This is a genomic window from Phyllobacterium sp. 22229 (genome assembly GCF_052056495.1).
GTDB lineage: Bacteria > Pseudomonadota > Alphaproteobacteria > Rhizobiales > Rhizobiaceae > Phyllobacterium > Phyllobacterium myrsinacearum.
On sequence record NZ_JBQEPA010000038.1, the window covers coordinates 17,578 to 29,754 of the forward strand.

A 12,177-nucleotide genomic window follows, 5' to 3' on the forward strand; every position below is an offset into this window, starting at 1 on the left:
ATGACGTTGAATGATCCGCGTCTCTCCGACAAAAGCCTCTTTCCCGATCCGGTCTACAAGGAAGCGGTGCTGCGGCCTCTGTTTGACGGTGCCAAGTCGCATCATGTCGATGGCTTCCGCCGCATCGATCGCGCCCATCTGGTGATGCTGGTGGAAACAGGCATCGTCGACCGCACGCAGGCGGCCAAAATCGCGGTTGCGCTCGAAGCCATTGACCGCGACATCGATCCGGCCTCGCTCGTCTATACGGGAGAGGTGGAAGACTTCTTCTTCCTGATCGAGAAGGAACTGAAACAACGGGTTGGTGCCGATATCGCAGGACGCCTCCACACGGCCCGTTCGCGCAATGATATTGATCATACGCTTTTCAAGCTTGGACTGAAGGCGCGCATCGATGCGCTGATGGGTAAGGCGCGCCACCTGCTTGATACTCTGATCGATGCGGCCGAGCGCGAGAAAGCAACCTTGATCGTTGCCTACACGCATGGCCAGCCGGCACAGCCGACCACCTTCGGCCACTACTTGTCTGCCGTCATCGAAGTGTTGATACGCGACATGAACCGCTTCGAGGAAGCGCGGCAGATCGTCGATCTCAGCCCCATGGGTGCCGCGGCCATCACCACCTCCGGATTTGCGATCGATCGCGCCCGCGTGGCAGAGCTTCTCGGATTTTCCGCTCCGCTGCGCAACTCCTACAGCTGCATCGCCGCGGTCGACTATATCACCTCCACCTACAGTGCCATCGAATTGATGTTTCTGCATCTCGGCCGGTTGATCCAGGATTTCCAGTTCTGGACGAGCTTTGAAGTGGGGCAGGTCTATGTCCCGAATGCGCTGGTGCAAATTTCGTCGATCATGCCGCAGAAGCGCAATCCTGTGCCCATCGAACATATGCGGCTGCTGGCAAGCCAAACATTCGGCCGGGCGCGCACCGTGCTTGACGTCATGCACAATACTCCATTCACCGACATGAATGACAGCGAGGGCGAAACCCAGTCGATGGGCTATGAGGCCTTTGTTTCCGCAGGGCGCGTTCTCGATCTCATGGCTTCGTTCGTATCGGCAATCCGTATCGATTCCGAGCGTGTCGCCGGCAATATCCGCCGCTCCTGCATCACCATCACCGAACTTGCCGATTCACTGGTGCGCCGCGAAGGCCTGTCGTTCCGGGAAGCCCATGAAATCGCCGCTACGGTTGCCAGGGCAGTTGTTGCCAAACAGGGCGATCTGCCCACCGGCGGCTTCGAGCCGTTTCTGGTGGCTTTCGAACATGCGACCGGGCGCACACCGTCGGTTGATCGCGATCAGTTCGCCGAAATCGTATCGCCCGACTATTTTGTCCGTGTGCGCAGCCGGTTCGGCGGCCCCGCCGCGGAGCCCATGGCCGCGGCACTGTCATCCTATCGCGACCGAGCTTCGGTTTTCGCGCAATTGGCTGCCGATCATTCCGCCAGCGAGAGCCGGGCGGCCCATGAACTTGACCATAATTTCAAAGCATTGGTAGGAGCTGCCTGATGGCGACAATTGAACTTCAGGGCCTGGTCAAGCGCTATGGCAAGACCAATGTGGTCCACGGCATCGACCTTGAAATCGCCGACGGCGAATTCGTTGTCTTTGTCGGTCCGTCCGGCTGCGGCAAATCAACGACGCTGCGCATGATTGCGGGTCTCGAGGATATTTCCGGAGGCACGCTGCGTATTGGCGGCGATGTGGTCAACGAACGTGAACCCAAGCAACGCAACATTGCCATGGTGTTCCAGAACTATGCCATTTATCCGCACCTGACCGTCCGGCAGAATATTGGCTTCGGTCTTTATACCTCCAAAATGTCGAGGGAAGACAAGGACAAGCGCATTGACGAGACTGCCGAAATGCTTGGGCTGACCGCCTTGCTCGAACGGCGTCCCTCGGCATTGTCCGGCGGCCAGCGCCAGCGCGTCGCCATCGGCCGTGCAATGGTGCGCAATCCCTCTGCCTTCTTGTTCGACGAGCCTCTGTCCAATCTTGACGCGCAATTGCGGGCGCAGATGCGCATCGAGGTCAAGCGTCTGCATCAGCGGCTGGGTACGACCATCGTCTATGTTACCCACGATCAGGTGGAAGCCATGACCATGGCCGACCGGATCGTCGTGATGCGCGACGGTCATATCCTGCAGACAGGAACGCCGATGGAGATCTACGAAAACCCGCTGGATGTGTTCACCGCGCGGTTCATCGGCAGTCCGTCAATGAACCTCATTCCCGGCCGCCGCACCGATACGGGTGTTGCCGTGGAAGCTGGCGGCGCCATGCTGATCGGTATTCGCCCGCACGACCTGGTGATCGGCGAGGCAGCGCCGGGTAACTTCAAACTGGAGGGCGTCGTGTCGGCGGTCGAGCCGCTGGGATCCGAAACGCTGGTGCACTTCGACGTTGCCGGACAATCGGTCATTGCAACAGCGCCGGGCAAACTGATCCCGGCGACGGGAAGCACCGTCACCGCCTATGCCGCGCCAACGGCACTCTATCTCTTCGATGCAAAAACCGAGAAGTCGCTGGGCCGTTTATGAAATCCAATTCAGCCGAAAAGAATGCCGTTCTGAGTATCGGCAGGATTTACTGTGACCTGATTTTTACCGGGCTTGAGTCAATGCCGGTGCTCGGGCGCGAGGTCTTTGCCAGAAACATGGCCATCACCGGCGGCGGCGGCGCGTTCATCGTCGCGGCCTATCTGGCGCATACGAGCAGGACCACGGCGCTTCTTGCCCGGCTTGGTACCGACTCCCTATCCATGGGGCTGCTGGATCAACTCGGGACGAGCGGCATCGATCTGCGCTTTCTTGAGCAGGCGCCCGATGCCGGCCCGCAGGTTTCGGTTGCGATCAATCACAGCGAAGAGCGGGCCTTTCTCTCACGCCGGGCCGGGTCAGCGCAACCGGCGACATTGCTGCCGGCGCTCGCCTGGGAGAAGGCAACACATCTTCATATCGCCGAATATGCCACTCTCGTTGAGATCCCTGATCTGGTACGGAATGCGAAGGCGCACGGCTTGACGGTTTCCCTCGATCCCAGCTGGGATGAAACCCTGATTTTTGATCCCGCCTTTATCGGAAACTGCGCGGGTGTGGATATCTTCCTGCCGAACGAGGAAGAGGCGACGGCGATCACCGGCCTGTCCGATCCGGTTGAAAGCCTGCGCAAGCTTGCCGAAAACTTTCCCGTCGTTGTCGTCAAATCCGGCGCGCGCGGTGCCCATCTGATGGTGGATGGCCGTTATTTCTACAGCGTTGCTCCAAGTGTTGCCGTCGTTGATACAACTGGCGCAGGCGACGCATGCGATGCCGGGTTCATCAATGCCTGGCTCGACGGGCTGGACCCGCAATCCTGCCTCAATGCCGGTGTCGCTCTGGGAAGTCTGGCTGTTCAGGCTGCCGGCGGCGCCACGGCGCTCGGGCAAGCTGCCCAGCTTTGAACTGTACCCAATCGGTTGTGCAACCAGTAGCCCGAATGAGGAGGGCTCTAAGCAAAAGGGCTACTAGTCCTAGCCGTCACAGCATATTCCGCCTGGAGGCCATCCGGCCCTATAATCGCCCTCAAATATCCGATGGGGACAGACAAGCCGCCAACCGGCGGATTGTCTCTGTGAGCATAACACTGGTCTTGCTCGTTCTGGCTTGAGGTCGATCGGCAATGGAACACGCCATATCGCTCAATATTGTTTTCAGCTTTGCTCAATCCGGGCTTTCACGCCATGTTTGTTGACGCCAGAGAACTTCCAGCGGGTTCAGTTCTGGATGCCGCGATATGCATCGTTGGCGGCGGCGTTGCAGGGATCACGCTTGCGCTCGAATTCCAGAAACGGGGCATTGAAACGATCGTTCTTGAAGGCGGTGGACTGAACTTCAATGCCGCGTCACAATCCCTCTACCAGGGCGAAAACCTTGGCATCCCCTACGACCTTCAGGCGACGAGAACCCGGCAATTCGGCGGCAGTTCCAATTGCTGGGGCGGGTGGATACGACCGTTCATCGGCATTGATTTTGAACCGCGGCACTGGGTGCCCAACAGTGGATGGCCGTTTGATCTGACGGAGATGCAGCGGTTCTATGCCCGTGCAAGCGACCTGGTCCAAGTCAACAATCACGGTTTCGAACCGCAGTTCTGGCACGAACATCTCGTGGGCGACCGCTCCATACTGCTGGAGCTGAATGATGCCTCGCTTGAGACGATGGTGAGCAAGTTTAGCCCGCCAACGCGGTTTGGCCGCGACTATGAGGCGTTTCTACGCACCGCGCAAACGACGAAAGTGCTGCTGAATGCCAATGCAACCGAGATCGCGACGCATGAAGATCCATCAACCGTAACCGGCGTGCACGTGGCGACATATGGGCAAAAGATGATGTTCGTGCGGGCCCAAAGAGTCATTCTAGCCGCGGGCGGGATCGAAAACGCCCGTCTTCTCCTGCTGTCCAACCGGTGTGATCAGCGAGGGCTTGGCAACCAGCACGATGTGGTCGGCCGCTATTTCATGGAGCACCCGCGTATTCGCCTTGGCCAGATGATACCTGCGGTCAATGCCGCCGCGTTTCGCTTTTACGATGCCCGCTACACCTATCACAATCCCAAGCTTGCCGTGGATGGTACCAGCGCAAGCGCGCATCTCGGCTTGACGGAACAGGTTCAGCGGGACGAACAACTGGTGCAGTGCCGCACCTATTTCCGGGCATGCCGGGCGGGCGAGGACAGCACGCTGACCGAGCGTTTCCACGAGATATACAATGCCATCCGGTGGCGGCATTATCGCGACTTCAAATTGAGAACATTTGCCACCGTTGCGCTTGGCAGTCCCAACCTCATGGCATCCCTGCTCTACCGGAAGCTGCGGCTCGCCGCGAAGTCGGATTATTTCCAGATCGAGAGTGTCATCGAACCCGTTCCCAACAGGGAGAGCAGGGTTACGCTGTCGGCGCAGCGGGACAGGTTGGGCCTCAACCGGGCAGCGCTTGATTGGCGTGTCGGCGATCTGGAAAAGCACACCCACTCACGGATGCTGGGACTGATTAAGGATGAGTTTGAGGCATCCGGCGTCGGACATGTCGATCTCGAGCGGCCGGCTGCAGAGCCTGAGCTTTCGATCATCGGATGTAATCATCATATGGGAACCACCCGGATGCATGTCGACCCGCATAGGGGCGTCGTCGACCAGGACTGTACGGTGCACGGCATCCACAACCTGCACGTCGCGGGCAGTTCGGTGTTTCCGACCTGCGGCAACGATATGCCGACATTGACAATTGTCGCGCTGGCATTGCGGCTTGCCGATCATATCAAGGCGCTGCATGGCTTTCATGAAGGCATCGGAGGCTTCCGAACGGGCGGAGAACGCGCTGAAGCCGTGTGAGGACTAGCCGGACTTGAGCCAGGTAAGCGCTATTGCTGAACATCCTCAAGCAGGCGCTCCCGAAGGGGAACGCCTGCTTGTCGCATTCAAGCGGTTACCTATTCCTTGCCGCGGCGCTTCTCGTTAGGCCATGGCGTGCATCCGGTCGGTGCCTGCGGTTTCCCGGGCACGCAAGGCAAATCTGTCGCGGGCGTCCTGAACCGGATCACGCAAGCCGATGAAGCGGGGCAGGCCGAGGCGCAGAAGAGCCATCAGGTTCTCGCGGCCGCCTTCATAACCAATGATCGGCGCGAAGGGCACCATGGGTGTGCCGAGGCCTGCGGGGTAAAGGCGTGCATATTCGGAAAAGTTGCTAAAGCTCTCGTGGTTACTGTCGCGAAGCAGGAATGTTTCAGCAGGAGCACCTTCGGCGAAGATCACGTCATGGGTATCAAGCACAATGTGGAAATATTCGATGATCTCCCGGTCAGGGGGAAGCGACGGAGCAATGGACAGGCCGTTCACCAGATCCTTCGCGCGGATCAGAACGCCATCGACATACAGTGCGTGATTGGGCGAGAGGTAGAGATCCGCGTGGGGCGTTTGCTGATCGAAAGCGTGGCGTGAAATACGGATTGGCATGACGCTGGCCGCCCAGGACGGGCTGTTCCTTTTGTAAACCTGGCGTCCAATCCATCTCACGGCGGCAGCTTTGCCGTTCATGGTTTCCACATCATCGCCGATCCGAAGATCTTCAATATGAACCTCACCTGCCGGGGTCCTGATCGAGGTGCCCCGGAGAAAGCAGTTTTGATTGTCGCCGCCGGGGGTACGGCCGGGCTCGCCGCCATGTCTCCACCATTTCCTTCCCATGGCCCGCGCGGGGAAGGAAGACATGGCCGTGGCCAAGCCTGTGATTGCCGCGACCTTGACGCTCGTGGAAAGCGCCACGCCGAGAAAGTGTCGGCGCGCGCGGCTGAGTGGCCGGTGCCGCTCTGTAGTTGGTGACATAGTCCCCTCCGTGGTTACAGTGCAACTTTCAATCCAAATATTCCGAAGACCATCCTATAGGAAGGCACGGCGGGAAACGCTTTGGATTTTGGCGGTTGTCCGATGCTGAAATCGGCCTACTGGGCGCTGAAAAAAGCCAACCCAGAGCGAAGGCCGCATCCTTTTGGAGGAGGGATCATACATCGAAGATGTACTGTCGCTTACATCTTCCAAGGATAGTCCTTTTTGAAACCCCGGCGGATCCGTTCAGTGCTGAGCCCGCAGTTTTCGCCACTGCGTCGTTTCGTTGAAGAGCCAGCTGGTGGAATCTGCCGTCAATCCCCCGGCTTCGGCAGGGTTTTTGCCTTCAAGCAACACGTTCAACAGGGCCTCCGCATCCTGTCTTTTGACGTTGCGAATGAAAGGCTTGAGCCGTCCGGCGGCGTCAATGATATCGGGAGCCAGGGCCTCGAATATGCGTGCCCAGCTCCTGTCCTTGAAGAACACTGCATTGGCTCTGTCGCGGATCAAGACATGTTCGCCGGGCGTGATTGCCGATACATGCAGCGCCGCATCCAGCGTCGCATCAACGGTGACCATGGCTTCTGTGAAGGCAGTATAGCCAAACTCGGCCGGTGCATGCACCTGTGCCACCGCGGCATCGTCCTCCAATCCGCCGAACGCGTAGCGCGCAAAAACCTCCCCAATGCCGATCATGCCGAATGGATGGCATTCCGCCGCACGCAGCGCACCCATGCTTGCCGCGCCGAGAACGGTGACGCCCTGCGAAAGCGCGTATAGTATTTCCTTGTGCCAGACCGCGGCCACATCCTCGAAACGGCCGTCGACAAGTCCGATCATGCTGTAGCCTTCATCCACCGCGCGGGTGATATCCCCGCATTTCGCCGGCCCCCGGCACGTCAGAGAACGATCGGGCAGCAGGCGATCTTCATTTGTGCGCACGGGCACGAATTCGGTTCTGGAAAGACTTGGGCCTGCAAACAGAATCTTCATTGCAGCAACATCGCGTTCAGCGCCCTTCCGCCAAAGCGGTGTTTGCGTATGCCGGCTGGGCTTTCCAGTTCGTTGATCAGGACGCGGCAAACGGACATTCCATAGGCTTCACCGCCCAGGGGAACAACGACCGCACTGCCAATACCGCGGTTGCGCAACGGGTCGAGATAGGCATCGAGGCGCGCAGGTTCTGACGGTTCCGGTTCGTCAAAGTGCCAATGGGCCCTCGGCTCTGCCCTTATGTAGACACCGAGATCAGGAGCAAGGCGCTGCGCATATTCCGAGGGATCAAAATCATCTCTGGCGCCGGAAATATTGGTGATACGCGTCTGGGCCGCCTCGGTGATCGCCCGCATGGCAGCCACGCGCGGCGACAGGTGGCACCCATACCCGGCAGAAAGATCGAAATGCAGATAGGTGCCTTTCCGCGAAACCGGGTTGATGGTTGCCATGAATACCGGAAGGCCGATATCGGAACGAATATCGAAAAGGCGCAGCAGGAAACCCGCCCCACTGATCCTGTCGGCCAGCCAGCGGATACCGGCGTCCGGGAACACCGCCGGGTCGACGCACTGGGCATGGACGGCACTGTCGCGCTTGAACCGCCATAGTTCGGTCGCGTCGCGTTCCACGCGCTCGCACAGGCCGTGAATAACAGCTTCAAGCAGGCAGTTGCCCGAGGCAAGACCATCGGTCGACTGGCAGTAATGCCGCGCTTTTCGCGCTGATGTGAAGTCGAGCGATACGAGTTCTCTGGGTACGAATACCGTTCTGTTCCGCAGAAGGTCATAGCCCTCAAGCCATTCATCGATGAGCTCGGGTGCTGGTTCGTCGGCGCCCTTCATAACCAGCATCCGCCCGTCAAAGACGGCCTTGCCGGCCTGCAGCAAGTCCTGCCGGCTGGCGCGGACCGATGCGAGGGGAATGTTTTCGGCTATGGCGATCTCAGCCGCTTCCATGACAGCGGACGCGCGCGCATGGGCTGTGGTGATCCCCTTGCCCTGGCTCACGGCCAGAGTCTTGCTGTTGGGGCGGACAGCCATCCACACCGGGATTCCTATCCGGTCCAGCCCGGTTACCTCGGCCAGCCGGACGATGCCGAGATGGGGAAAGTGCGGACGCAGTTTTTGCACCGTCAGATCCGCGTCGATCAGTCGTGTCGACGACCGTTGCTCCAGACGGGCGGCGGAACAAAGATTGACTTCATCCGCCGCCAGCCTGTTCAGTATGGAAGTTTCGGCCAATTGCTGCATTGTTACTCCAGCGAACCGTTATCATCGTGCCTATATCGATAAATGCGATGATCCCCTGGAATAGCGCAGCCTATTGCAAGGGGCTCGCGGACGAGAGTCTTTCCGCTGGGCCATTCCGGTAACCTTCAGTAATCATTATATTTTCTGATCGATTACTGATAGTCTTTATGAAGTCATACCCAGCCGATCCGGAGCATTCAATCATACTCCGATCAAGACTCTCAACGGTTTTTTCTTCCAGGTTTACCAGCCAGAGCGTGTCGGTCTCTGGCTCATCGATGATGTAAAACTTTGCCATGCGAGTAACCTTTCCATGAAGGAGAACCACATGGCAACGGTACTTTGATTCGTTTCTATATCAATTGAATATTATCGATGAGATTTCTTATCCAACGACATTTCTATTTTATTTAACTGTTGGATCGGTAATTGACATTTTTACATCAGCCCCCGTCCTGCTGTTTGTAACAATCGCGATGCTTACTCCCTTAATGAGCGTAATTCCGTTCTTTCGCGCTGTATTGATGGTTTCGATAACGGATCCAGCGGCAGCGCTGTTCAGCTTTTCAACGCGATTTTCCGCCGTGTTGACAAGCCAAAGTTCATCAGTCCCGGCTTCCCCGATGATGAAATACTTTTCCATGCATGTTTTCCCCTGTTTGTATTGGACGTTGCGTCACTGGAATCCCGCTTCGCGTAGAGATTCTTCATACATCCTACGGTGGGCAGGCATTCTGAGGCTCATCGATTTTACCCATTCGTCAATTCGAAAAGACGGGTTATCTTCCAGAGCATAATTTCTGTATTCCGCGGCCTGTTCATGTTCACCCAATCGTGCCCAGCATGCTGCCATCAAGCGGGCGGCCGCTCGCGGATTTTTCATCTTCTGAAGAAACGCGATGGCCTCGGCATAACGATCGAGATAATGGAAGGTGCCTGCGCCCACCCAGTAGTAATAGTCGGGCGCCAGGGGGTTCAGCGCAATTGCGTGCTGGATTTTGCTGAGAGCCAGTTCGAGCTCGCCGGAATGGGTCAAGGCGTCGGCGTAGTCGGCAAGCAGGTCGGCATGTTGCGGGTTGAGCGTCTCACTTTGATCAAAATATTCCAGGCTTTCATCATACTTGCCAAGATACATATTGATGGTGCCCAGCTCACGCAAAGGCCGTTCGTCATCCGGGTCGTTGGGCGCGGCCTTCTTGGCGATTTGTTCGCCTTCAAGCAGGATATCCTTGTCATTGCGTGCAAGAACAAGCCATTCGCGCTGCATGGTTCGCGCGACACCGCTCAAGGCGGGCACGAAATCCGGTGCTGCGATCAGGGCATTCTTGAAAGCATCCCGCGCGGTACGGACTTTCGTCAGATCAAGGCTGTCGATTTCACGCTTGCCGACAAGGTACCAGTAATAGGCATCGGGATTCTGGATCAGCCGGTTGTAGCGGTCCAGCTCCTCCCGTTCGATGGTGGTGACGATGGACAGGACGATGCGCATGGACAGGTGGCGGTACTGCTGTTCAGGCAGCGTATAATCAAATTTCTGTTTTTCCGCCCAGACGATCTCCCGCGTGCGCGTATTGATGAGTTTTACCGAGAGGAAACAAAAGCCATCGCCGCGCATCAGTCTGCTGTCGAAGACAAAATCCACGCCCAATTGTTCGTGAAGGTCGGAGAAGCCGTTGATGCTCGATTCCGTCACAACCCGGATGGATGTATAGGGTGCGACCACGGACAGCGTACGCAGGCGGCACAATCCTATCGTGATATCGTCAACCAGGGAGGCTGCCAACTGCTCCATGGGGTCTGCGAGGGTTTGCGGCAGGTACAATACAATAATCTTTGGCAGGATGGGCTGTCTTGACAGTTCGAGCGAATTTGCCGGCTGAAGAAAGTAGGACCGGTGATGGTCCGCATCGTTGAGAGACAAGGACCCCAGCACCGGCGAATGAATGATGGGTTGCGGCAAGTTGAGCGATCTTTTGGTGTGCAGATGCTGGTATAGCTCGATTGTTTCGGCCTCTGGATCGATATCCAGGTCATCGCGCAGTTTCTTCGCGCATTCCCGGAACGTTCGTTCGACCATCGTGATCATCCCGAGCTGGGATGCCGTTTGCATGAGCATGCGATAGCCGACCTCCTGATAGGGGTCGATGTCGATCAGCTTGCGCGCGCATTGCCGTCTCTCGTCAATATTGAAATGAGGCAGATCAAGAGCCGATCGCAGGGCAACGATCGCATCATCGCGAATTTTGACGCGCTTGATATCCAGCCATTCGTCGAAGTCAGAGTTGTCTGGTTCATTTTGTATCAGAAGGTCGCCCCGATAAAGTTCGCAGATCCTGAGAGCGGGTTCGGCTCCTCCCCGTGCGGCGCAGCTGAGAAACTCCATCAGATCGATATCGAGAAGGCCCTGTTCGACCGAGGCTAAATTGAGCCTGACATAGACAGCGTCGCTTTCAATCAGGGTGATACCAAGCTGCTCCTGGAATCGGCGGATGCGCGCAAGGCTTTGGCGCAAATTCACGCTGGCGTGAGTCTGGTCGGTTTCCGACCAGAGTATTTGTGCCAGCTTGCTGCGCGCCACCGAGTGGCAATTGCTCTCCAGCAGGATATAGGTGACAATTCGCAGAAAGTTTGCCGGTACCCGCGGGACCAGGTGCCCGCCAATACTCATAACCGTTGCCTCTCCCAAAACTGTCAACCGCATAATGGCTAAAGCCCCCGTATGTCACCCTTATTTATGATTAGAAATGCATATTATTGTTGTTTACTTCCGGCCCTCGTAATGAAATCTACTATAGGTTGCAGTAGTTCTCTATAGTCATTATCAACTTTAGTCGTAATAAATTTGAATTAAGCAGGTTGGCGGGAATTTCACCCAAGGGCGTAGGCGGGGCTCGAAGTCGACAGGAAATGGTTGATTTTGATATAAAATGCGGACGGATTTTCATTGCGTCAAATATGGCGTGAATGGCTGGTATAATGCGTGAATTATAAAGAAGTTAATTTTAATGGATTCCTTCACTTCGTTTGAGAGTTATTTTTAATTATTACTTATATACTTGTAATTTGACGCATTTATATAGGTGGTTTCGCTGATATATTCATGATTGTCCAGAATGTATTTAATATATTTATTCTGGCTGTTTAAGAGGGTGTTCCGCGTCTGTGCGTATCGCGTGGACGCTCCCGCGCCAAGTCCGCTCGTTTGTCCAGCCTGCGCCGTTATTGTGCATGGTTTTGCCGCAGCCCCAGAGGAGGGGCGCTGTCCATGGCGCAGTTTAGTGGGTTGCTCCATGGCCGCCAAAGACGGCGAGATCACGATAGGGGTATCCGCCATTCAGGCCCCCGATCGGTTGCGCAGCATGAAACAGACCGACGCGCGCCCGTCGCCTTCCAGGAGAGGCGGATTCATGGTGCGATCCGTCAGATATTGATGATGAGGTCTGTGATTTCGGTATTGCGGCTGAAGGCGCGCTCGGTGTTCCAGCTGAAGGCCGATTGCAGGGATTCGTGATCGATGTGATTGCGGTAGACGGCGGCTGCCTGTGTCCGGTTGTGCACCTT

General features: G+C 56.9%; 9 protein-coding genes. 4 read left to right on the top strand and 5 right to left on the bottom strand.

The genetic code is table 11. The features are described 5' to 3' along the window. The 4 genes from argH to ACTJJ7_RS27365 all read left to right on the top strand — a co-directional run bounded on the left by argH (position 1) and on the right by ACTJJ7_RS27365 (position 5,380). The gene (gene argH, locus ACTJJ7_RS27350; protein WP_440969435.1) at positions 1–1,515 is read left to right on the top strand and encodes an argininosuccinate lyase; all 1,515 of its coding nucleotides are present in this window, start codon (positions 1–3) and stop codon (positions 1,513–1,515) included. Further along, positions 1,515–2,549, top strand: a complete 1,035-nt coding sequence (locus tag ACTJJ7_RS27355; protein WP_440969436.1) for an ABC transporter ATP-binding protein — start codon at positions 1,515–1,517, stop codon at positions 2,547–2,549. The genes argH and ACTJJ7_RS27355 overlap by 1 nt, the downstream gene beginning before the upstream one ends. Then, positions 2,546–3,451 (top strand): carbohydrate kinase family protein, encoded by a 906-nt coding sequence (locus ACTJJ7_RS27360; protein ID WP_440969437.1) that lies wholly within the window; start codon positions 2,546–2,548, stop codon positions 3,449–3,451. The genes ACTJJ7_RS27355 and ACTJJ7_RS27360 overlap by 4 nt, the downstream gene beginning before the upstream one ends. Before the next feature lie 279 nt (positions 3,452–3,730). Next, positions 3,731–5,380 (top strand): GMC oxidoreductase, encoded by a 1,650-nt coding sequence (locus ACTJJ7_RS27365; protein WP_440969438.1) that lies wholly within the window; start codon positions 3,731–3,733, stop codon positions 5,378–5,380. A gap of 123 nt (positions 5,381–5,503) precedes the next feature. On the opposite strand, the gene ACTJJ7_RS27370 is transcribed toward ACTJJ7_RS27365, so the two are convergent. The 5 genes from ACTJJ7_RS27370 to ACTJJ7_RS27390 form a co-directional block, all read right to left on the bottom strand. After that, positions 5,504–6,268: a Hint domain-containing protein gene (locus ACTJJ7_RS27370; protein WP_440969439.1), complete on the bottom strand. Its 765-nt coding sequence runs from the start codon at positions 6,266–6,268 to the stop codon at positions 5,504–5,506. Between the two features lie 348 nt (positions 6,269–6,616). Beyond that, positions 6,617–7,363: a TfuA-like protein gene (locus ACTJJ7_RS27375; RefSeq protein WP_105735322.1), complete on the bottom strand. Its 747-nt coding sequence runs from the start codon at positions 7,361–7,363 to the stop codon at positions 6,617–6,619. Beyond that, complete coding sequence (locus ACTJJ7_RS27380) at positions 7,360–8,616, bottom strand: YcaO-like family protein (protein ID WP_440969440.1); 1,257 nt, start codon at positions 8,614–8,616, stop codon at positions 7,360–7,362. The genes ACTJJ7_RS27375 and ACTJJ7_RS27380 overlap by 4 nt, the downstream gene beginning before the upstream one ends. A gap of 406 nt (positions 8,617–9,022) precedes the next feature. Continuing rightward, a complete protein-coding gene (locus tag ACTJJ7_RS27385) occupies positions 9,023–9,259 on the bottom strand; it encodes a hypothetical protein (protein ID WP_105735319.1) in 237 nt (78 codons plus the stop codon). Between the two features lie 33 nt (positions 9,260–9,292). Next, positions 9,293–11,317, bottom strand: a complete 2,025-nt coding sequence (locus ACTJJ7_RS27390; protein ID WP_440969441.1) for a BTAD domain-containing putative transcriptional regulator — start codon at positions 11,315–11,317, stop codon at positions 9,293–9,295. Between the last annotated feature and the right edge of the window lie 860 nt (positions 11,318–12,177).

Excerpts from the sequence above, each read along its gene's own strand:
- argH (WP_440969435.1), top strand. The coding sequence starts at position 1 with ATGACGTTGAATGATCCGCGTCTCTCCGACAAAAGCCTCTTTCCCGAT.
- ACTJJ7_RS27355 (WP_440969436.1), top strand. The coding sequence starts at position 1,515 with ATGGCGACAATTGAACTTCAGGGCCTGGTCAAGCGCTATGGCAAGACC.
- ACTJJ7_RS27360 (WP_440969437.1), top strand. The coding sequence starts at position 2,546 with ATGAAATCCAATTCAGCCGAAAAGAATGCCGTTCTGAGTATCGGCAGG.
- ACTJJ7_RS27365 (WP_440969438.1), top strand. The coding sequence starts at position 3,731 with ATGTTTGTTGACGCCAGAGAACTTCCAGCGGGTTCAGTTCTGGATGCC.
- ACTJJ7_RS27375 (WP_105735322.1), bottom strand. The coding sequence starts at position 7,363 with ATGAAGATTCTGTTTGCAGGCCCAAGTCTTTCCAGAACCGAATTCGTG.
- ACTJJ7_RS27380 (WP_440969440.1), bottom strand. The coding sequence starts at position 8,616 with ATGCAGCAATTGGCCGAAACTTCCATACTGAACAGGCTGGCGGCGGAT.
- ACTJJ7_RS27385 (WP_105735319.1), bottom strand. The coding sequence starts at position 9,259 with ATGGAAAAGTATTTCATCATCGGGGAAGCCGGGACTGATGAACTTTGG.
- ACTJJ7_RS27390 (WP_440969441.1), bottom strand. The coding sequence starts at position 11,317 with ATGCGGTTGACAGTTTTGGGAGAGGCAACGGTTATGAGTATTGGCGGG.